Here is a 19,123-nt window from a genome sequence, read left to right as displayed (position 1 = left end):
TGGGGTCTGTCAATTCGAACGGTGTATCAGGGGTGTTTGGGGTTACTGACGGGGTGCGGAGAGGCGGCCGTCGAAGGTGATGTCGAAGGCGTTCAGCGCGGTCTTCCAGCGCAGGGTGGGAGTGAGGCGGTGCTCAGGGTGGCTTCGTACACGGCGGTGAGCAGCGTTTTGACAGCAGGGTGGGAGGCGCTGCGGTGGCTGGCCCGCGTCCAATATTCACGGCTTTGAGCAGCAGCTCGGAGGGCGTAGGCGAGGTCGGGCGTGTGCCACCTCGACGGCTTCGGCGAGCGGACTGGTGACCCACCGACCGGATTCAAGGCCGGGCAGGGTCCGAACCCAGACCGCCGCGTGTCGGCCGACGGCCGCAGCCCCGGCCAGGGCCCCGGCCTCGCCGCCCTGCGAGCCTCCCCGGCCCGACGCGCTGTCACGAGCCTGGCTGAGGCGCCCGGTACGACTTCCCACCCACGCGGGTGACACCCGCCAGGAAGCAACGATTCTGCGCTGATCAGGGGCCGGAGCATGATCGGCGTGACTCGTCATCTGCGCCGTACCGCGCTCCTCACGGCCCTCTCGGCTCTCGCCGGGCTCGCGCTGACCGCCGCACCCGCCACCGCCACCCCGGACGCCGGCCCCCAAGCCTCCACCGCCCAGACCCCGCCCCCGCGTGAGCTTCCCGAACCGCCGGACGCGGTGAAGGCCCGAGAGCTGCTCGCGAACCTTGTGGTGGCCGACGAGGACGACATCCCCGGCTACTCCAGGGCGAAGTTCCCGCACTGGATCACCCAGCACGGCACCTGTGACACCCGCGAGGTCGTGCTCCAGCGCGACGGCCAGGACGTGGTCCAGGACGACCAGTGTCGCGCCGTGTCCGGCACCTGGTACTCCGAGTACGACGGCAAAACAATCACTTCCGCCTCCGGCATCGACATCGACCACGTCGTCCCCCTCAAGGAAGCCTGGCGTTCCGGCGCATCGCAGTGGACGACCCCCGAGCGGCGCGCCTTCGCCAACGACCTGGTCGACTCGCAGCTGATCGCGGTGTCGGCCGGCAGCAACCGGGGGAAGGGTGACAAGGACCCGGGTAACTGGCGCCCGCCGCTGCAGTCGTACTGGTGCACCTACAGCCGCGCCTGGATCAGCGTGAAGGCCACCTACCAGCTCACCGCCAACCCCGCCGAAGCCGAAGCCCTGTCCGGGATGCTCGACACCTGCGACGCCTGACCCCACCCGGCGGCATCACCGGCCCCGGGAACCCCGCCCGGTAGACCGCCGGAGGACCGGACGATCCCGTCCGCACCCCGACTCGCCGCGGGGGAGGAGCAGGCCCCCTCCGCCCAGGCACTCTTCCTCCGCGGCGACCCCACCACCCCGACCCCCAACCCCACGACAACGACACGGGGGTTGAACCAGGAAGGCCCCACATCATGATCCGCACTCTCCCGGCATCGGACCGCCGCGGCATCGCCCACGCCACCCTCACCGCGCTCGCCGTCGCCGCCGCGCTCCTCGCCCCGGCCGTCCAGGCCGAGGCGACCACCACGTGCGCACCGCACACCACCGGCGTGTGCAGGGCTGCAAGTCCGCACCCGGCAGGTGCGACCGCCGAATGCAAGGACGGGACCACCAGCTACGCGGCGAAGTTCCGCGGCACCTGCAGCCACCATGACGGCGTCCGCTACTGGTACAAGTAGGCCACGTCCGCCTGTGGGCAGCGCCAGCCCTCCCGCCTGGCGCCACCAGCCTGCACGAACCGAACAGGCCCGTTTGTAACGGAGACTCCCCAAGAACATTCCTCAACGTCCTGTAGCCGCACGAGCGGTCCGTCCATCCCAGCATCCCCCGGTTCGTCAACCAGAAGGGGTTGTCAGAGTCGGACGCAGGCCCAGTTCGAACCAGACCACCTTGCCGGTCGAGAGACGTGTCGCTCCCCACCGTCTGGCCAGTCGGTTCACGAGTAACAGACCGTAGCCGCGCTCGTACGTGTCCCTTCCCCGGCGCTGCCGGGGCATCTGTGGCGAGTCGTCGCCGACTTCGCAGCGCAGGATGTCGGTGCGCAGCAGCCGCAGCGTCACCGGTCGCTCCGCATGGCGCAGGGCGTTGGTCACGAGTTCACTGACGAGCAATTCCGCCGTGTCGGAGAGATCATCGAGACCCCAGCGGCTCAGGGCTCTGCGGGCCGGCCCGGTGCGGTCTCCTCCGGTTCTAGGTGCCAGTACACGACATAGTTTCGGCGCGATCCCGTCGAACCGGGCGGCGAGCAGCGCGATGTCGTCATCCCGGTCACCCGGGCCGGGCATGTCCAGGACGTCGTCGCAGAGCGCCTTCAGCGGCGGCGAGTGGTTTGGGCCAACTCGATGGGCAGCGGTTGCGAGCCGTTCGCGCAACTGCTCGACCCTGGTCCACACGTCCCGCAGCCGGGACTCCACCAGGCCGTCGGTGTACAGCAGCAGCGTGGCGCCCACGGGCGCGTCCAGCTCGACGGCCTCGAAGCCCACCCCGCCGACACCGATCGGGGCGTCGGGCGGTACTCGCAGCACGGTGGTCACTGGGTGAGGATTACCTGGTCGGGGGAGTGAGAGTTTCCACTGGTGAACGTACGGCGGTGCCTTGGCGGACCGTGAGGTCGATACGCCTGTGACGGAACGAAGACGTCGTGGAGGACCGGCTGTGACTCGGTGCGGGATACAAATACTTCCGACCACATGCACCGCGTTACTCCAGGGGGGAACACCGTGAAGTACACCCGCATCACTGCTCTCGCCGCCATCGGCGTCGCCGCCACCCTCTCGCTCACCGCCTGTGGCAGCGACAGCTCCGGGAAGGCCTCGTCCTCCAAGAGCTCCTCGTCCTCGTCTTCTTCGTCCTCGGACAGTGGCTCGAAGTCGGAGGGCGGCTCGGAGGCCGGCAACGCGAAGTCGAGCTCAGGTGAGGACACCGAGGCAAAGGCAGCCACGAACAGCGCGACGAAGACCGGCGCCAAGGTCACATTCTGCAAGACGGAGGACCTGGCCATCGACGCCACGGACGCCGCACCCGACGAGAACTCCGGCAGGATCGACATCACCATGATCAACCGGGGTTCGACCACCTGCTCGGCAACGGGCTTCGCAGGCGTCGACATCAAGGACGCCGACAACACCTCGAACCCCATCGAGCGCGGCCACGCCCAGCCGCGTATCACCACCCTGAAGCCCGGTGACGCCGCTGTCTTCGACCTCGCCTACGACATCGACAACACCGGCGACAGCCTCGCGTCCCCGACCAACATCCTGGTGACGCCCCCGAACGAGACCCACACCGTGACCCTGAAGTGGCCCGCGGGCGCGGGGGACATCAAGGGCGCCTACACCGACGTCGAGGTCTACCCCACGCACACGACCAACTAGGGGCGGTGCCCGCGGGCTGCTCCTGGCGGCGGACCCGCTGAGGGATCACCGGACCGGACCGCGCGGCAGGTGCCGCGCCGCGGTACGCGGCCGCCGCCCGCTTCAGCGCCGCGCACGGTGCCGCCGCACGGCCGTCTCGGATGGATCCGGATATCGCAGCAGCGGTGGAGCGGCAGAACGCCGCGCTGCGGGAGCTGTCGCCGCGCGTTCCCCGAGCCCGACGCCGTCGCGGACGATGCGCCGGCCCCGATCGAGGCGACCCGTGCACAGCGGCGCCACCAGGCCGCGGCAACCGAGGCCGCCGCGCTGCGCCGGGCCCGAGTGCACCAGTACCGCCAGGGTCGTCCCGCCGTTGGAACCGGCCATGCGACTCGCGAAGCTGCGCTCGGGCGGGCGCGCCGTCCAGGGAATTAACTCGCCTTGCGCGCTGAACCGGGCTCCTGCTGGGGCGTCATCTACCGCCTCGTACGGTGCTTTCTGCTCCTTCGTCTGTCCGTTGATGTTCGCCGGAGTCGTCGTTGGTGCTTCTGCCCCTGATGTGGGTCCCGCCTCCTTCACGATGGCGGGGTTTGTCCCCGACGCTGATCGAGGACGCGGCCGCGACCAGAATTCCGACTTGGCCGTCATAGACGCGATGGCGGAGCTGGGGCTCGATATCCAGACCAGCGACTACGGCCAGTACCCCGCCGGGCGGTCCCTCTACAGCCTGGACACCGGCGGAACCTGGCGGTGGGTCCGCGACCTGCGCCCGGACGAGATGTGACACCTCTCCGCGACGGGGTGCGGGTCTGGGGTGAGGATGGCCCGTTGCTGGGCGCGCGGCTAGGGAAGCCGCGGCAAGGGGCCGGCAGTCGCGCCGCTGGGATCCTGATGCACCGTGCGCTCCGCTGGGGCCGACGGCAGCCGCCGGGTCAGATCGCTGGCGACCGGCTTGAAGGGGCGACCGGGGTCGGCTGGTGGCCTTGAGGGCATTGACGTACCGGCCGTATGTTTCGAAGCGCTTCTCATCCACCGCTCCTCCCACTGCTGACGCTCGGTCAAGCTCTGCACGGCATATGAGCCGAGCGAACCGACCACGCGCCTACCAGCGCTGGCAGCTGGTCCCATAGCGCCACAGTCACCGGTGACGCAGCACCGCGTCACCGAGCGCGCTCTGCCGTCGCGGTTCCCACTGTCACTGCTGCTGACCGAAACCCGACTTGTCCTATCAGACAGTGCCCCAGCAGCCAATAGATCCATGACCGCTGAAGCGCATAACGTGCTCGCCTGACGGACGGCAGCCCGACGCGGTGCCGTCCCTCGACCAACGAGGGGACACACACCTATGCGCATCAGCGCGTCCAGAAAAGCCGTCAGCGGTGCCGCTCTCGGCACCCTCCTCCTCACCGGCATGAGCGCCGCAACCGCACAAGCCGCACCGGAGAAGTACAGCATCGCCGTCACCCAGGCCCCGGCTGCCAAGACTGTCTACGCCAGCACAAGCGCCGCCGCGAGCTGCAAGCTCAACACCATCACCATCACCCGCACCAGCATGTGCATGGATGTCGGCGCCCGCGTCGACCTGCTCAAGAACGGCAAGCCGTTCGGCTCCGCCACCTTCGACATCAAGCACGCCATGACGCTGAAGACCAACAAGCTGAAGTGGACAGAGAGCTTCACCGTCGGCAAGGCCAAGCTCGTCAACGCCGGCGGCATCCACGTCAACGTGTCCGTCGGTGGCGGCAAGGGCGTCAAGACGGCCGTCAAGTTCCCGCAAGGGTCCACCCTCGGCCCCGCCCACAAGGGAACCGTCGGCTACGCCGCCAGCGTAGGGAAGAAGAAGCAGCTCGCCAGCCCCGCCTCCTACCGGTTCACCTTCACCAAGCCCGGTTACACGATAGGCGGCTTCACCTACAGCTCAGCCAAGTACCGCTGCGACGATACGTTCTGGGGCCCCAAGCAGCGCACCAAGAACCCCGGCTGCGTCTTCCCGTCCTACTCCCCAGTCTTCACCCTCTCCCGCAGCGACGCGAAGGTGAAGCAGTCCGCCAACCACATCTTCGACGCCCAGCACAAGATCGCCGGTCACCCGGGGGCCTCCACCCCGCTGCACCGCATCACCAACGAGAAGACCATCAACGCCCACCGCAAGGCCATGTGCGCGAAGGTGCACAACCCCGACCCCAAGAAGTACGACTGCGACGAGTACCCGTTCGCCGCGAGCAAGGAGGGAGGCAACCCGGCCCGCGGCAGCACCCGCATCATCTCCGCCGGTGACAACCGCAGCGCCGGAGCCCGCCTCGGCGGCTTCTACAAGGCCCAGCGCGTCCTCAACGGCGACGGCTACTACGTCCGCATCAAGTAAGGCGCGCAACGCGCCTGCCACAGGCCCCGTCTACCCTTCCAGGACGTAACCGGCAGGCGCAAGGTAAGCACGATGGGGGTTCTCCATGCAGCGTTCCAACTGGCCGCTCCTTGACGGCCGCACCCGGCCGCTCAAGATGAAGGAGTGGGGCGACCTGGCCGTCATGGACCCCGACGCCGGCAAGCAGCCGCGCGGACGCGGGTTCCTGGCGGCCGAGAAGGACTGGCTACACATCGACGCCGGAAGCGCCCTGGAGAACCCCATCGTCACCCTCTACTCCGGAGATGACCCGGGAGCGGACAGCGGCTGGGACGAGGTCGAAGAGATCACCGTGATCTCCACGACCGGCTTCCTCACCCTGTGCGACAGCGGATACGAGCCGCTGCGCAAAGAGAATCTCGCCACTGCGGGACCCGGCCCCTACCTGATCCGTGTCCATGCCAGTGACCGGTCGTCGGACGGCAAGAAGCCCCGCTTCCTCATCCAGGTCATCCCCGGCGAGCCTACGGGAGTCGAGACCGAGTCGGCCTCCTCCACGATCGAGGAGTCCGCCGGTCCGCTCCTGGTGCGGACATCCTTCGAGCAGCCAGACGAGTGGGCACGCTTGCTCCAGGTCCTCGAAGGAGGATCGGAGCACTACAAGTCGATCACTGTCATCGACAACCGCGCCCACGCGGGCATCACGGCAAATCAGATCCTGGCGCGGATCGGGCGAGACGACGAGGACTGGCCCAACAGCACGCTCGTTCTCATCGCCGACGAGCAGACGCTGGCCTCCGCGGACTTTCCGTTGCTGGCCGTGAACAACCTGCCCGACGAAGACGACGATCCGTTCAGGATCACCCTCGCAGCGGCCGGATCCTTCGTCGTCAACCTGGAGCTGGCGAACACGAGCTTTGGCGAGTGGGGCCGTGGTGTAGACACCGACGGCGTCTACCGGGAAGAGCACTACTGACAGGGCTGACACGAGGGTGTCCGTACCCGTTCCGCACGAGCACGGACACCCCCATCAGGCAGCCGCCGTCACCGAGAACCCCGGTGGGACACCGGCCTCATGGCACTCGCACCGCGGATCGGAGCACAGCTGCTCGTGGGCGAGCACAGCCAGCACCGCGACCTGAAGCCGCGTCTGCTGTTCCAGCTTCTCCACGATCCGCGCAATGTGCGCCTTCACCGTGCGCTCCGTAATCCCCAGCTCCCGCGCAAGATGCCGGTTTCCTGCCCCCGTGCCCACCAGAAGGAACACTTCCCGTTCGCGGTCCGTCAGCCTTCTGAGCTTCCATAAACCCCGTACCGGATCGGCGCCCATCCGGCGGTAGGCGCAGGCGTGACCGCCCGCAATGGACCGTTCAGTCATTCCGGTCCTTCCTGACCACCGCATTTCCCCCGGAAGACCCCCGTGGCTCCGGGTGCGGCGGTAACCATTCACAACCTAGTGCGCTTGAGTACTGCTCGAAAGCGCATTACACCTATGCCTGCAAGTCCGCCTTACTCAGGACCTGGTGAGTATCGTGCGGGTGCCGATGCACCGTCAGATGGGGTTGGGCAGCCGTTCCTGCCCAGGACGAGACATCCTGGCTCTCCCCGAGCACCGCGACCACTACGCCACGGTCCTCGCGTCCGACTGGCACCCCCGACCGAGTTCAACGGTGCCGTCCGGCCCTGTCTGGGCTCCGCCGTCTGGGCCCTGCGCACCACCACCAGCTTCGAAGACGCGATACGCGCGGCACTCGACCTCGGCGGCGACACCGAACCTCTGCGCCCGCATGGACGCGCGGGCGCAGTACGACACCGACTGGCACGTCTACATCGACGACCCCGCCGACGGCCCGCTCGGCTACTACACCGGTACCGGTCCCGACGAAGCCGTCCGAAACCGGGCAGGCACCTCCGAGGAGAATTGAGGGGATATCCCAGTCTGCATCAGACCCGATTTGGACAGTTCCGGCGCCGGTTCCCCTCCGTCTGAACTCTCTGGCCGCTCGTCGCCAGCTGCGGTACCGAAAGAGCCCCGGCCGGGAGGAAGCGTTCCCGCCGCCGGACCTTCTTTCCCTTCAGTAGGGTCGCGGCATGACGACTCTCCCGCCCGATGCCGCCGCGGCCCACTCTGCCGCCCTGCGGGCAGCCGCCTCACGCCTCGTGTTTCTCGACGACATCACCGAGACCACCGCCCCAGCCGAAGTCCTCGACAACATCGCCGCCACCATCGACGCAATGCGCCATCCCGTCACCACCGTCGCTGGCTCCGACGCTGCCGATCGGGCCATGCCGATGCGGCGGCCGCAGTCCGTGTCCTGAGGGACCTGCGATGAGCTCCTCACCTCCAGCCCCGGCATGAAGCTCATGACCGAGGTCGTCGGTACCTCGGACGACTGGCCAGCGATCGTCACCAGTAGCCGCGTCGCAGCACCGGCCGTCATCTTCGTCAAGCAGCAGCGCATCCACGTCGTCGACCACCCGCGCCCCGCGTCGTAGACGTGGCTGCCGGCTCACGCCCCTTGTGAGAACTTCTCCGGGCCGTCCCACCACCCCGCAGGCCGACTTTGGCAAGCCCAGCTGGGATGGATGAGCAGTCGCGGGAGAGAGCTGGTCTCGTCTTCAGTTTTCCTCACCCCTGGAAACCACTCGTCCGGGGAATGGCGACGCCCGCCCTTTGCTCGCGATGATCTCCGCATCCAACCAAAGGGGACGTAATGCGCAAGTTCTGGCCGATGGTCGCCGTTGGCATGGCCGCCGCCTCCCTGCCCGTTGCCGCACCGCAAACCACCGCAGCGCAAGAGCTTTGCCCCCCGGGTAAGTTCTGCCTTTTCGAGAACTCCAATGGTCGCGGCCACTGGGCGAGCTACACCTCAGCCACGGCCGACGTGCGGCGGCAGGGCCTGACTGCGGCCAGGGCAGACCTGAACGCGTCCAAGCATGCCTGGTGCCTGTGGAGCCAGCCGAACTACAAGGGCACCAAGAAGGTCCTTCCGCCAAGCAACCAGGGGCTCCACAACCTGGGCGGAGCTTTCCTCTCCGCAGCGTCAGTAAGCACTCCGCTCTGCTGACCGAAGGGCTCCGGCGCGCCGGCGGCACTGGCAGTCGCAGGGGGCCCTCGCAAGCGTCAGGCGTCGGCAGGCCGCCCGCGACCTGGCCCGGCGGCGATGACGGGGTGTGACCGGCAGCCGTCGACCTCGTCCGGGGACCGACCGCTGATCGCCGCACAGAGGTGACTGGTCTTGTGCTCGGCGACACCGGGCCCGCGCAGATGACGTAGTTCCTGCCGCTTCTGGGGAAGCTATTTGATTTTCGCGGCGATGGTCCGGACGAACTCAGGGAGCACATCGTCCCGCCAGACGAAAGGTGCTGGGGCCAACTCGCCCTTGAAGGTCACGCTGCTCTGCCCGCCCACGGTGAACAGCAGCGGACCTTTGCGGCAGTTCCAACTTCCCTCGTAGGTACCGGTGATGACGCAGTGATCCGCGCCCTGTGCACCCTGGTTGGTACTGGATCCTGACACGAGGCGATCTTCGTAGCCGACAATCAGCTTGGGGTCGGCCACGGCCTCGATGCGGAACCAGAACTGGGTAGCGGCGTAGGTCTCGCCCGGAAGGCGCATGCTGTAGAGGCACTGGCCGGACTTGGACCTGTCACTCTCCTTCCACGAGGAGTCGGCAGCGAAGTCCTTGATCGACAAAGCGCTGATCGGACGGCTCTCCTGTTCGATGTCCTTGGCACCAGGGAAGATCGCCTTGATCTCCTCCTGGTCCACGAACGAGCACGCGTCCGGCCACTGATTCGCGGCCAGGATTGCCCCACCCTTGAGTTCAGGAAGGTTGACAGTCGCATCTCGGGGGGCGGCCTTGCCTATCGCAACATCACCCTCGGACGGCATGTACGTAGCGACCAGGAGCGTCAGCAGCACGACATTTGACATCAACAGGGTGAGCATCATGGCTCTCTTCTTCCACATGGCGGCCGATTCTCCCCGAGCAGCGAGTTGATCGTCGACCGCATCCGCTGCACCGAGGCATCCCGCTGCCGGGAGATCCCGGACACAGCCGCAGAGCAAGACCGGCCGTCGGTTCCCGTGAACCCAAGGGCCAGAGCCGCCGGACAAGACTGAAGACCAATGAGTTCGCTCCAAAGCCCCGTCAGTTCGCGCGAACTCATGGTCCTTCAGGAGGGTGAGGAACATCCGTGAAGTTCCCCCCGATGTCAGGACAGCTTGATACTGGGACGTATGGGTCCCGGAGGAAGCAGTCCAGGTAGTGAGTAAGAAGAGCAACACGAGCAAGCGGTACACGGCGGAGTTCAAGAAGGACGCCGTCGATCTCGTCCGTTCCTCCGGGCGGACGGTGACGGAGGTCGCGCGAGAGCTCGGGGTGAGTTCCGAGGGCCTGCGGGGCTGGGTCAGGCAGGCCGGGATCGATCGGGGCGAGGGGCCGGCCGGGGTGTTGACCACCGCTGAGCGGGAGGAGCTGGTCCGGCTGCGACGCAAGGTCCGCGAGCAGGAACAGACGATCGAGGTGCTGGGAAAAGCGACCGCCTTCTTCGCGCAGCAGAAGACGAAGTAGCCGCGCGCTACCGGTTCATCGACGCGGAGAAGGCATCCGAGGACAATCCCGGCGGCTACGGCGTGAGTCTGCTGTGCCGGGCGTTGAAGGTGGCGCGATCGGCGTATTACGTCTGGCTTGCCGCGCGGCCCGCCGCCGAGGTGCGCCAGGCGGCCGAGGACGAGCTCGCCGGGGAGATCCGGCAGATCCACGCCGATTCCCGTGGGGCTTACGGGGCCCCGCGGGTGACCGCGAAACTGCGACGCGGGGGCAGGCGGATCAATCGGAAGAAGGTCGAGCGGATCATGCGGGAGCGCGACATCCGCGGGATCACCCGCCGCAAGCGCCGCAGCCTGACCAAGGCCGACACCGAGGCGGCCCCGTCGCCGGACCTGGTCGGGAGGGACTTCACCGCCGCCGAGCCCGGCACGAAGCTGGTCTCGGACATCACATATCTGCCCACACTCGCCGGCTGGTGGTATCTGGCGACGGTCATCGACCTGGCGACCCGCGAAGTCATCGGGTACGCGATGGCCGACCACCATCGCGCCGAACTTGTTGTCGACGCCCTGAAGATGGCCGCCGGCCGCAGCGCCCTGAGGAAGGACTGCATCGCACACTCGGATCGCGGATCGGAGTACACGTCGAGTGAATACCGCAAGCTGATAAGGGAGTTGAAGCTGAGCCAGAGCATGGGACGAACCGGGTCATGTTACGATAACGCCGCAGCCGAAAGCTTTTTCGGTTTACTGAAAGCGGAGATCGGGACCACCGTCTGGGAGTCCCACGAGGCTGCTCGCGCGGACGTCTTCCGCTTTATCGAGGCCGAGTACAACCGAACCCGTCTGCGCAAGCATCCAATCTACGGCTACGTCACCCCGATCGAGACCAGGGCCCTGGCGGCCCAAGATCTCACCCACGCAGCGTAAACATTCGCTGTCCGTGATCGTGGGGGAACTTCACTCGCGGTGCTCCCCCTCGCTCAGCACCGCCGAGGCGACCCCCTCCGCCAACTTGCCCTCCATGTACGGATGTTCATCCTGTGACCGAGGATCGTAGTTGGCGGGTGTCCCGTCTTAAATGATCTGGTTTCGAGTCGGACCCCTGGCCTGCGGCGACCAGTTCAGTTGAGACGTGGGGGTGCCGGGAATCTTGGGTTATGTGGTCCTGGGCGGGTGGACGCCGGATGCCGTCTCAGCTGATCTGGTCCGGCTCTGCTGCTTCGAACTGGTACCACGCCTGGATCGTCAGCCACGACGGGTAGTCCTCGGAGCCGTCTGTTGCTTACGCCTGCTGCTCAAGTTTGTGACTTGCGCGGGCGGCTCGGCCGTTTTGGGGCCACCCGCTCCGCTTCGGAGGTGGCAGAAGAGGAGGTGGGCCCCGGGCTCAGGGCGTCGCGGACGGCGGTCAGGATGTCTTCGGTGTCGGCGCCGAGCGCACGAGCGGCGGAGGTGAAGTCCCGGGCCAGAGTGATGAGTTGCTCGGCATCGTGCAGGTGCGGCTCGGACGGGAGCGCCGCGACCCGGGTGCCCGCGCCACGGCGGGTGCGGATCAGCTCGGCGGCCTCCAGCTCGCGGTAGGCGCGAGCCACAGTGCCCGGCGCCAGACCGAGGTCGGCGGCGAGCTGGCGCACGGTCGGCAGGCGCTCGCCCTCGGTCAGCCGGCCGGTGCGGATCAGCGCGGCCAGCTGGGCGCGGATCTGCTCGTACGGCGGTGCCTGGCTGGTGGTGTCGACACGGATGGCGGGGTCATTCATCGTCGAAAGGGCCATTGTCGGCTGCCTCGTCGTCGACCGCCCGGGGTGCCACCACGGTGACCAGGGACCATCCGAAGGTGAACAGGCTCAGCAGGCCCAGGGGGCAGATCACCATGATGGTGGCGGCTCCCAACTGGCCGGCGCAGCCCTTCTCCGTGAGTGCGACGAAGATCATCAGCACGACGAGCAGCACCTGACTCGACACCAGCAGCCCCCAGGCTCCGGTGATCGCCCATGCGCGGTCGCGGCGCTGCTGGTCGCCGCCCGGGCTGTGGGTGATGCGGCGCAGGGCCCAGACGCAGACGGGGGTTCCAACCGCGAGGGCGGCGAACATCGGGCCACTGTAGTACAGGCCGGGCCAGGGGCCGAGGGTTGTGCGCATCCCTTCGCAGGTGACGGTGATGACATGCCCTGCTCTGCCTATCTGGTAAGGGTCGGGGGAGGCCGTGACCGCACCGATCACCAGCAGGCTGCCGAGGGACGCCGCCTGCAGAAGGAGCAGGGGCGCCATGAGGGGCGGCACTTGGTCTCTGACCAGGCGTGGGGCGACAGTCGCGGTGCGTACTGCTTCCTGGGGACGCAGGGTCAGGGCGTCGCCGAGCAGGACGCCGCCCACCCCGCACAGGCCGAAAGCGGTGATGGCGAACACGAGGGGCATCGTGATGTCGCCGCTCTCCATGGTGGCCAACTGCTGTGCGGCCACGATGCCGATGGCCAGACCGGACCAGCGGGCGCAGTAGTCGGCGTGGTCGAGGAACCGGGACTGGAGCGGGGCGGTGTCGAGCATATGGAGATCCCCCCAGATCATCTTGTATTAAGCGGTGAGTACAAGATGCCCTGGTCGGGATCTTGTGTCAAATGCTCGGTACAAGGTGATGTAAAGAGAGAGGGCCTCTGAGTGGGCGGTTCGTGAGTTGATGTCCGTTCCGGACTTGGTTACTGCTTCTTGCTGAAGGTTCCTGGCTCGACCTCGGTGAGGATTCCTAGTGTGACCAGGCGTTTCATTTTGGCGCGGGTGCGTTCTATGTGTTTCGGCAGGAGTTCGAAGTCGAGGGCCTGGCAGATGTCGCGGGCCCTCAGTGGGCCGGTGGTGTCGTTGAAGACGGTGAGGATGCGCGGGTAGTCCGGGTGCTCGGGCAGCTCCAGACTCCCTGATGGGTCGGCACTCTGGACCGGGATTCGGTCGGCGAGGCCGGTGATGGTCGTGCGGGTGATGGCGAGGTGTTCCAGACGCAGTTCGGCCTCGCAGAGCTGGGTCTGAAGGGTGTCGATCTGGGTGCGGAGATCGTTGGTCAGGGCCCGGACTGCGTCTTCCTGAAGGTCGAGCGCCTGGAGGAGGGGGTTGAGGTTCACGCGCCGATCACCTGCGGATCGCGCCAGGTGGGCGTGCTCGCGTCGGTGAGCCGACGGGCCATGACGTGGGTCATGGCCCAGTAGACGCGTGAGGTGGAGGAGGCTGGGCGGTGTTCGTAGTCGCGGACCAGGCGCCGGTGCAGTATCAGGGTCCCGAACGTCTGCTCCACCCGCCACCGTTTCGGCTGCGGAACGAATCCCCGCTCCTCAGGGTTGCGCCGGACGATCTCGACGTCGATGCCGAGGGCGGTCCCATGCATGACGACCTGGTTCTTGAAGCCCTGGTCGACCAGGGCCTTGCTGACCGAGCCGCCGGCCGCGACGGCGACCTGGTCGAGCAGAGCGATGCCGGCGGCGTTGTCGTGGACACTGGCGGCCACCACGGTGACGGCGATGACCAGGCCGAGGACGTCCACGGCCAGTCCCCGTTTGCGGCCAGGCACCCGTTTCGCGGCGTCTTTGCCTGTCGTGACCGCGGGGACCCCGGTGGCCGCCCGGACACTCTGGGTGTCCAGGATCACCAGGGTCGGGTCCTCTAATCGCCGGTTTCTCTCCCGCACCTGGCAGCGCAGGAGTTCATGGATCTGCTGGTCGGTGCCGTCGTCCCGCCAGGCGGCGAAGTAGTAGTACGTCGCGCTCTTCGGCGGCAGGTCGTTCGGCAACAGGGCCCACTGACAGCCGGTCCGGGACTGGTAGAGGATCGAGTTCACGATCTCCCGCATCGGATAGCGGCCCTGGTGGCCGCTCACGGAACGGTGCCGGTTCTTCCAGGCCGTGAGCACCGGCTCGATCAACGCCCACTGCTCGTCGGACAAGTCACTCTGGTACGGCTTGCGTTCACTCATCCCACCGATCCCAGCAGGCCACCGGCACCGGACCGGAACGTTCCGGCTTCGCCCACACCATCGGGCGACAGCAGAACCACTCATAGAGTCACGAACCGCCCACTTAGATCGGCTGAATGGCCCAATATTGTGATTGATCAAAAAAATGATCCGGAAATGGCTGTTTGAAGCCGATCCTTTCCCGCCTGCCTGGCGAACGGGCCAGTTGGCCACGGACACATTGGCCGGATGCGCGGTCCCACCTGCGGGGGATCGACGCAGCGGCACGACACGTGCAGGAGAAGGCTGCATCGCGCGACAGGCCCCGGCTCCCGGAGTATCCGGATGCTGTTGGTTAATTCGGGGCCGTCTGCTTCGCCCCGCTGGTCGTCTGATCGGCGGGGCGAAGTGCTGCGAAGTGGCTGGTTCGGGTGTGGGCTCGTGGGGCGCCGGTGAGGTGGGCATCGATGCGGGCGAGGTTGATCGCTGCCCCGGTGAGCTGGTGCTGGAGGCTGGTTTTGGCGAGCCCGCGGTAGCGGGATCTGCGCAGGCCGCAGCGGTTCACGGCCTGGGAGATGGCGCCTTCGACACCGGTAAAAGGGGGATGGGGAAACGGGCCCGTTGGGCACCGCGCCCCTGACTACCAGTGACCGTCCGCCGTGCCCTTGGCGCAGACCCCCAGGCTCCCGCGCCCAGCATCCGCGCCGCCCAGGCCGACCTGCTCGACACTCTCCCCGGAGAGCGCCTTTCCGACCTCGACGAACTACGAGCCCGAGGCGTACTCGGCACGCGCCCCGCGGCACCTCCGTCTCCGCGGCGGACCCTCGGGATCGGTGGCCGCGCCGCCGAGGAACTGCCCCACCATCCCGCCTGACACTCCCGCGATGGTGCGGCACCGCTCGGGTGCCGTACCCGTGAAACGCCCGGTGGGCGGCACCCGCATAGGGGTGCCGGGGACTGTAGAACGTTCGGGTCTGGCCCGTAGTCGGTGGTGACGCTGGGTGTCCGTCAGGGCAGGAGGATGCGGTGGCGGAGGAGATCGAATCCGGCCCGTCCGTGCATCTGCCGCATGATCCTTTTGGTGCGGGTGTTGACGCCCTCGGTGCGGCCGTTGTGGTAGGGCAACGTGAGGCCGGCGTCCACGGCAAGCCGGTCGATTTCGAGGCCATTGGTGAAGCTGCGCAGGTAGGGCAGATCGACGGCGCGGGCGGCCGTGACCCACTCGGTGAGTTTCACGTCGTTGCCCTCGCCTGGTTTCAGCAGGGCGGCGAAGCCGCGTATGAGATCGGCGAGTGCGGTCATCTCCGGGCAGGCCGCGGCGATCTTCTCCAGCAGGGTCGTTTCCTTCGGGCGCAGGTTTTCGGGGTCGGTGAGCAGGAGGCGGCCGGCGTGGCGCGCGGTGGTGACGGGGCGGTCACCTTCGGCGCGGCCCTGGTTGAGGTAGCGGACCAGGAGGTTCGCGCTGCCGGTGTAGCCCAACTCCCGGATCTCTTCGAGGAGGTGGGTGACCGGGACAGCCGTTTCCTCGGCACGGCGCCGGCGCAGGTGCTCGCGGTAGGGGCCGACGAGGGTGGGCCGGTAGGCCGGAGCGATGCGCAGGGCCTGGGGTTCGGGCATGAGGGCGTAGCGTTTGACGGTGTTCAGGGCCAGGTTGAGGCGGCGGGAGCAGTCGAGGAGGCCGACGCCTTGACCGAGGAGCTCGTGGATCTTGTTCCAGCGTTCGCGGGTGCTCTGTTCGCGTACTCCGCCGGGGCGGGGCGGGTTGATGGTGGCCCAGCAGCCGGCGTGCGCGCGGACCTCGAGCAGGGTTTTGTCGCAGAGATTTTGCCATAGGTGCCATCGGTCGCTGACCTGCACCGCGTCGGGCAAGGCGCGGCGGACGGCCTCGGCGTAGGTGGCCGAGCCGTCCCGGCACACGACCTCGACACCAGGATGTTCGCGCAGCCAGGACTCGAGGGTGGCCATCTCGCGGTCGGGCAGGACTTCGACGCGTCTGCTGGTTTCGGCATCCGTGATGATCGTGGCGTAGCGGTGGCGGCGGCGCAGGGCGAAACGGACGGCGGTACCGGAGGGGGTGGCGAAGGGGTTCAGCGGTGGTGCCGCGACTGTTGCCACTCCTACGCCGTGGGATCGGAGTCAGGAAGGGGAGCAGGACCTGATGCGGTGCCCGATGTAGTGTCGGGCGCGGTACCGGGTGTGGCGTTGGTTTCGGTGCTGCTCCTGCACAGTTCGGCGACGATTCCGTCGGCGAGGAGTACGGCCAGATCGGACGGCAGCTGTGCGGCTAGGGCCTTCTGCTGCGCCAGAGCATGCAGTTCGGCTAACTGCTGCCCAGTCAGTTGTGGTAGAGGAGGCGCCGCTAGGGGGTCGGATTCCGCCCGTCGCCCGGTGATCGAACGCACTCTCCGCCATAAGCCGCCAAGCGCCTTCTCCGAGTAGTCGGTGGCAAGGTGCTTGAGTACTTCCACGGCCACACTGAGTGCGACCGTACTCGTCAGCACCACAATGCTGTCCAGCCCCAACGCCAGCGGGTCGTCGCGCTGCCTGGTGCGCCTGGTACGTGACGATGACGCGAAGAACGCGTCAGCCGTAACCTCGAACTGCGACAGCTCCTCCGGCGCGGCTCGCGTCACTGCGGCCTGTGCCAATGCGGTAACCAACTGTCGGTCGTGCTCCCAGGCCACCGACTACCTCCCAACGCCTTGCATCCCATACTACGAGGCAGGTGGCCGGAGTATGACGCGAAAGCCTCAATCAGGGTGGTTGGTGGGCGGCGCAGCGCGCGGGTCCCGAGGGCATCAACCGCGTCCTTCTCGCGAATGATCACCCCGGCCCCGGGGCAAGCGGAGCGCCCACGCCCTGAACTACGCCACGCGGCGCCCGCATGATCGGTACCCCGGTGCCCCCCACGCTGTGGGCAGCGCACACCCATTCGGGTCCGTGAGCGCAGGCCACCCAGTCCCTCAGTAGATGTTCCCTGTACGGGTGCCCCGGGCTCGTCCGCTCCGCTCCGGGGTGCCGATTGTCTTGTGGAGGGAAACTCGCGATACCCCGTTATAACGGGGATGCATGGTCTATTCTGAACAGGCCGCCTCGGCCCTTCCGGTCACGAGGCGGCCTCTCAGGGAGGCGCGATGATTCAGATCACTCTCGGCAAGAAGAAGGACGTCGACCCGAACAGCGATCCTCTTCGGCGCTCACAGATCGGCTGGCGCGACGGGCTGTCCGACCGGCAGCTTTACGAGATCGCCCGCGGAGTCTGGGTGATGCCCGGGGCGCGCGTCGAAAGAGAGCGGTTCGCGGTCGTCAACGGAGGCGGAATCATCCGCCAGGCTATGGAGATCGACCGGGTTGTCGACGTCCCCGGTGGGCGACGGGCCTTCGAAGGTCGCATTCTTGGCCCCGGGCATCCGATCCACGACCACTACGTCGGCAAGCCGGCGCCGAACGGCGCCCAGCAGAACCCCATCACCTACTTCGACTCCCCCCTGGGCAACCGCGAGTGCAACTGCGGATGCGGCAAGCCCATCGGCCGGGGCGATTTCCTCCCCGGCCACGACCAGCGAGCCATCCACGAGAGGATCGCCCGCGTCGGAACCGTGATGGACTTCATCGCCTGGTTCGACCAGACCTGGAAGCCCGACGAGGACCAGCAGGGCGATGCCGCATGAAGAAATGCCACCGAAGTGAGACGGAAGCCGCGGGACATCCGGTGAGACCGCAGCACAAGCAGCAGGTCACCGCGGTCCGAGATGACAGCAGCGGCGCGAACCTACAATGCGCCGAGCGGGTGAGCCTGTCCTGACGCGATCAAGAGCCCATCCAAGGCGCTTGATTGCTCCTCTCGCCGCCTATTTCTTGCCGCGGGCGCATCTTCCCCGGGCTGCCCGGGATCGCCCCGCAGACGCCAATTTGGACGATCAATGTCGATGACCACCACACGAAAGGGCCCCATGTACGACTGCCCTGTCTGCCTCGAACCCCTCGAACCGGACGCCAACGGGGCGATTGCCGCCGTCGGCTTCACCAAGGACCGCCCGGAGAACTGGGTTTGGGGCCCCTATCCCGTCCACGACGAACCCTGCCGGACACGGATTGCCGACCCCGCCTTCTCCAACCGAGTCGGCACCGACGGATACGAGAAGACGACGATCCGACTGACCGCGCAGGCGCCGGAGACACGGCAATTACTCGATCACTGGGCACAGATCATGATCTCGCCCTACATCGCCCGTGAATCCGTGAAGTTCTGGTCGGACACGATCTCAGGCACCGACAATCCTCACGGCAAGGAGATGACGCCCTGGCCCGAGATGGATGAAGCCCTCAACCTGGCCAGCGCGCACTTCAGCTGCCTCGGCACCCGCTCACGCAGCAGGGAAGCCCAGGCCGGGTACGACATTGCCGTCCACAACGCCGCCCAGGGCAGGCGGGTAGCGATGTTCGCCCCCGACCTCACCCCCCGCAACCCCATCCCCAACCTGACGATCGACCGCGTCAGGACGCTGACCACCGAGCGCATCGAACACGTCCTGCGCGACATGACCGAACGCGGCGAACGCGCCCCCCTCGTAGTCATCGACCGCCTCCAGCTGATGAGCCGGCACGACGAGAACGGCCCCTCCCGAATCGCTTCCCCGGACGACATCGACATGGTGTCCAGAGATCTCAAGTCCATCGCCATGACCGAATCCCTGGGCACACCCTCGATCCTGCTCATCGCCCGACTGGAACGCCCGCGCCGTGAGGGCCGGCCCCTGGACCTCGACGACCTCGGCACGGCCGCCGAACTCAAATACCACGCCGACCTCGTCACACTCGTCGACCGCACCGCCCCAGCAACGGTCGACGTCCTGGTAGCCAAAGACCGCTCCGGCCCGGCGCCACGCCGCTTCACCGCCAGCTGGTAGCCGGGGACCGACAAC

Annotated in this window: 20 protein-coding genes and 5 pseudogenes; 15 read left to right on the top strand and 10 right to left on the bottom strand. The window is 67.2% G+C overall.

Annotated features, from left to right (window positions below; genetic code table 11):
* Window positions 1-519: 519 nt before the first annotated feature.
* Window positions 520-1,221 carry an HNH endonuclease family protein gene (locus OG520_RS44260; RefSeq protein ID WP_331737149.1) on the top strand — a complete coding sequence of 234 codons (702 nt, stop codon included), beginning with the start codon at window positions 520-522 and terminating at the stop codon, window positions 1,219-1,221.
* A 203-nt stretch (window positions 1,222-1,424) separates the two neighbouring features.
* Complete coding sequence (locus OG520_RS44255) at window positions 1,425-1,691, top strand: DUF3761 domain-containing protein (RefSeq protein WP_331737147.1); 267 nt, start codon at window positions 1,425-1,427, stop codon at window positions 1,689-1,691.
* Between the two features lie 156 nt (window positions 1,692-1,847).
* Here OG520_RS44255 and OG520_RS44250 read toward each other — a convergent pair.
* A pseudogene (locus OG520_RS44250) lies at window positions 1,848-2,540 on the bottom strand (SpoIIE family protein phosphatase); the annotation flags it as partial.
* Window positions 2,541-2,732: 192 nt separating this feature from the next.
* Here OG520_RS44250 and OG520_RS44245 point away from each other — a divergent pair.
* From OG520_RS44245 to OG520_RS44230, 4 genes are all read left to right on the top strand, one after another.
* Window positions 2,733-3,386, top strand: a complete 654-nt coding sequence (locus OG520_RS44245) for a DUF4232 domain-containing protein (protein ID WP_331737145.1) — start codon at window positions 2,733-2,735, stop codon at window positions 3,384-3,386.
* Between the two features lie 616 nt (window positions 3,387-4,002).
* Window positions 4,003-4,149, top strand: coding sequence for a hypothetical protein (locus OG520_RS44240; RefSeq protein ID WP_266695226.1), 147 nt, complete (start codon window positions 4,003-4,005; stop codon window positions 4,147-4,149).
* 561 nt (window positions 4,150-4,710) lie between these two features.
* Complete coding sequence (locus OG520_RS44235; protein WP_331737133.1) at window positions 4,711-5,730, top strand: NucA/NucB deoxyribonuclease domain-containing protein; 1,020 nt, start codon at window positions 4,711-4,713, stop codon at window positions 5,728-5,730.
* Window positions 5,731-5,815: 85 nt separating this feature from the next.
* On the top strand, window positions 5,816-6,685 hold the full coding sequence (locus OG520_RS44230; RefSeq protein ID WP_331737130.1) for a DUF6924 domain-containing protein: 870 nt from the start codon (window positions 5,816-5,818) through the stop codon (window positions 6,683-6,685).
* A gap of 54 nt (window positions 6,686-6,739) precedes the next feature.
* Here the strand turns inward: OG520_RS44230 and OG520_RS44225 are convergent, their stop codons facing one another.
* A complete protein-coding gene (locus tag OG520_RS44225; RefSeq protein WP_331737128.1) occupies window positions 6,740-7,087 on the bottom strand; it encodes a helix-turn-helix transcriptional regulator in 348 nt (115 codons plus the stop codon).
* 211 nt (window positions 7,088-7,298) lie between these two features.
* On the opposite strand from OG520_RS44225, the pseudogene OG520_RS44220 reads away from it, so the two are divergent.
* The 5 genes and pseudogenes from OG520_RS44220 to OG520_RS44200 all read left to right on the top strand — a co-directional run.
* Window positions 7,299-7,513, top strand: a pseudogene (locus tag OG520_RS44220) (ADP-ribosylglycohydrolase family protein); the annotation flags it as partial.
* Window positions 7,497-7,634, top strand: a complete 138-nt coding sequence (locus OG520_RS44215; RefSeq protein ID WP_331737547.1) for a hypothetical protein — start codon at window positions 7,497-7,499, stop codon at window positions 7,632-7,634. The pseudogene OG520_RS44220 and the gene OG520_RS44215, both read left to right, overlap by 17 nt.
* Window positions 7,635-7,800: 166 nt before the next feature.
* Window positions 7,801-8,028 carry a hypothetical protein gene (locus OG520_RS44210; protein ID WP_331737126.1) on the top strand — a complete coding sequence of 76 codons (228 nt, stop codon included), beginning with the start codon at window positions 7,801-7,803 and terminating at the stop codon, window positions 8,026-8,028.
* 36 nt (window positions 8,029-8,064) lie between these two features.
* On the top strand, window positions 8,065-8,205 hold the full coding sequence (locus OG520_RS44205; protein ID WP_406016792.1) for a hypothetical protein: 141 nt from the start codon (window positions 8,065-8,067) through the stop codon (window positions 8,203-8,205).
* A gap of 218 nt (window positions 8,206-8,423) precedes the next feature.
* Entirely contained in the window at window positions 8,424-8,777 is a 354-nt protein-coding gene (locus tag OG520_RS44200; protein WP_331737120.1) for a peptidase inhibitor family I36 protein, read from the top strand.
* A gap of 230 nt (window positions 8,778-9,007) precedes the next feature.
* On the opposite strand, the gene OG520_RS44195 is transcribed toward OG520_RS44200, so the two are convergent.
* Window positions 9,008-9,664, bottom strand: coding sequence for a hypothetical protein (locus OG520_RS44195; RefSeq protein ID WP_406016791.1), 657 nt, complete (start codon window positions 9,662-9,664; stop codon window positions 9,008-9,010).
* Window positions 9,665-9,980: 316 nt separating this feature from the next.
* Here OG520_RS44195 and OG520_RS44190 point away from each other — a divergent pair, with 316 nt between their 5' ends.
* Window positions 9,981-10,286 (top strand): transposase, encoded by a 306-nt coding sequence (locus tag OG520_RS44190; protein WP_331737113.1) that lies wholly within the window; start codon window positions 9,981-9,983, stop codon window positions 10,284-10,286.
* Window positions 10,287-10,303: 17 nt separating this feature from the next.
* Complete coding sequence (locus OG520_RS44185; protein ID WP_331737516.1) at window positions 10,304-11,194, top strand: IS3 family transposase; 891 nt, start codon at window positions 10,304-10,306, stop codon at window positions 11,192-11,194.
* A gap of 452 nt (window positions 11,195-11,646) precedes the next feature.
* Here the strand turns inward: OG520_RS44185 and OG520_RS44180 are convergent.
* The 7 genes and pseudogenes from OG520_RS44180 to OG520_RS44150 form a co-directional block, all read right to left on the bottom strand.
* Window positions 11,647-12,021 (bottom strand): annotated as a pseudogene (locus tag OG520_RS44180) (GntR family transcriptional regulator); the annotation flags it as partial.
* Window positions 12,014-12,808: a hypothetical protein gene (locus tag OG520_RS44175; RefSeq protein ID WP_331737107.1), complete on the bottom strand. Its 795-nt coding sequence runs from the start codon at window positions 12,806-12,808 to the stop codon at window positions 12,014-12,016. The gene OG520_RS44175 and the pseudogene OG520_RS44180, both read right to left, overlap by 8 nt.
* A 149-nt stretch (window positions 12,809-12,957) precedes the next feature.
* The gene (locus tag OG520_RS44170) at window positions 12,958-13,374 is read right to left on the bottom strand and encodes a hypothetical protein (protein WP_331737104.1); all 417 of its coding nucleotides are present in this window, start codon (window positions 13,372-13,374) and stop codon (window positions 12,958-12,960) included.
* The gene (locus OG520_RS44165; RefSeq protein ID WP_331737100.1) at window positions 13,371-14,219 is read right to left on the bottom strand and encodes an IS5 family transposase; all 849 of its coding nucleotides are present in this window, start codon (window positions 14,217-14,219) and stop codon (window positions 13,371-13,373) included. Before OG520_RS44165 ends, OG520_RS44170 begins: the two co-directional genes overlap by 4 nt.
* Window positions 14,220-14,553: 334 nt before the next feature.
* Window positions 14,554-14,790 (bottom strand): annotated as a pseudogene (locus OG520_RS44160) (transposase); the annotation flags it as partial.
* 416 nt (window positions 14,791-15,206) lie between these two features.
* Window positions 15,207-16,256: pseudogene (locus OG520_RS44155) on the bottom strand (ISL3 family transposase); the annotation flags it as partial.
* Window positions 16,257-16,315: 59 nt separating this feature from the next.
* On the bottom strand, window positions 16,316-16,882 hold the full coding sequence (locus tag OG520_RS44150) for a hypothetical protein (protein ID WP_331737099.1): 567 nt from the start codon (window positions 16,880-16,882) through the stop codon (window positions 16,316-16,318).
* A 450-nt stretch (window positions 16,883-17,332) separates the two neighbouring features.
* Between OG520_RS44150 and OG520_RS44145 the strand changes: the two genes are divergently transcribed.
* Window positions 17,333-17,869, top strand: a complete 537-nt coding sequence (locus tag OG520_RS44145; RefSeq protein WP_331737097.1) for a hypothetical protein — start codon at window positions 17,333-17,335, stop codon at window positions 17,867-17,869.
* 258 nt (window positions 17,870-18,127) lie between these two features.
* The gene (locus OG520_RS44140) at window positions 18,128-19,108 is read left to right on the top strand and encodes a DnaB-like helicase C-terminal domain-containing protein (RefSeq protein WP_331737094.1); all 981 of its coding nucleotides are present in this window, start codon (window positions 18,128-18,130) and stop codon (window positions 19,106-19,108) included.
* Window positions 19,109-19,123: the final 15 nt, after the last annotated feature.

Source organism: Streptomyces sp. NBC_00984, from assembly GCF_045162475.1.
In the GTDB taxonomy this organism is placed as follows: Bacteria; Actinomycetota; Actinomycetes; order Streptomycetales; family Streptomycetaceae; genus Streptomyces.
This window is presented reverse-complemented; position numbering and strand designations above follow the sequence as displayed.

Excerpts from the sequence above, each read along its gene's own strand:
- OG520_RS44205 (WP_406016792.1), top strand. The coding sequence starts at position 8,065 with ATGAAGCTCATGACCGAGGTCGTCGGTACCTCGGACGACTGGCCAGCG.
- OG520_RS44165 (WP_331737100.1), bottom strand. The coding sequence starts at position 14,219 with ATGAGTGAACGCAAGCCGTACCAGAGTGACTTGTCCGACGAGCAGTGG.
- OG520_RS44215 (WP_331737547.1), top strand. The coding sequence starts at position 7,497 with ATGGACGCGCGGGCGCAGTACGACACCGACTGGCACGTCTACATCGAC.
- OG520_RS44175 (WP_331737107.1), bottom strand. The coding sequence starts at position 12,808 with ATGCTCGACACCGCCCCGCTCCAGTCCCGGTTCCTCGACCACGCCGAC.
- OG520_RS44200 (WP_331737120.1), top strand. The coding sequence starts at position 8,424 with ATGCGCAAGTTCTGGCCGATGGTCGCCGTTGGCATGGCCGCCGCCTCC.
- OG520_RS44210 (WP_331737126.1), top strand. The coding sequence starts at position 7,801 with ATGACGACTCTCCCGCCCGATGCCGCCGCGGCCCACTCTGCCGCCCTG.
- OG520_RS44140 (WP_331737094.1), top strand. The coding sequence starts at position 18,128 with ATGACCACCACACGAAAGGGCCCCATGTACGACTGCCCTGTCTGCCTC.
- OG520_RS44230 (WP_331737130.1), top strand. The coding sequence starts at position 5,816 with ATGCAGCGTTCCAACTGGCCGCTCCTTGACGGCCGCACCCGGCCGCTC.
- OG520_RS44235 (WP_331737133.1), top strand. The coding sequence starts at position 4,711 with ATGCGCATCAGCGCGTCCAGAAAAGCCGTCAGCGGTGCCGCTCTCGGC.
- OG520_RS44260 (WP_331737149.1), top strand. The coding sequence starts at position 520 with ATGATCGGCGTGACTCGTCATCTGCGCCGTACCGCGCTCCTCACGGCC.
- OG520_RS44255 (WP_331737147.1), top strand. The coding sequence starts at position 1,425 with ATGATCCGCACTCTCCCGGCATCGGACCGCCGCGGCATCGCCCACGCC.
- OG520_RS44195 (WP_406016791.1), bottom strand. The coding sequence starts at position 9,664 with ATGATGCTCACCCTGTTGATGTCAAATGTCGTGCTGCTGACGCTCCTG.
- OG520_RS44225 (WP_331737128.1), bottom strand. The coding sequence starts at position 7,087 with ATGACTGAACGGTCCATTGCGGGCGGTCACGCCTGCGCCTACCGCCGG.
- OG520_RS44145 (WP_331737097.1), top strand. The coding sequence starts at position 17,333 with ATGATTCAGATCACTCTCGGCAAGAAGAAGGACGTCGACCCGAACAGC.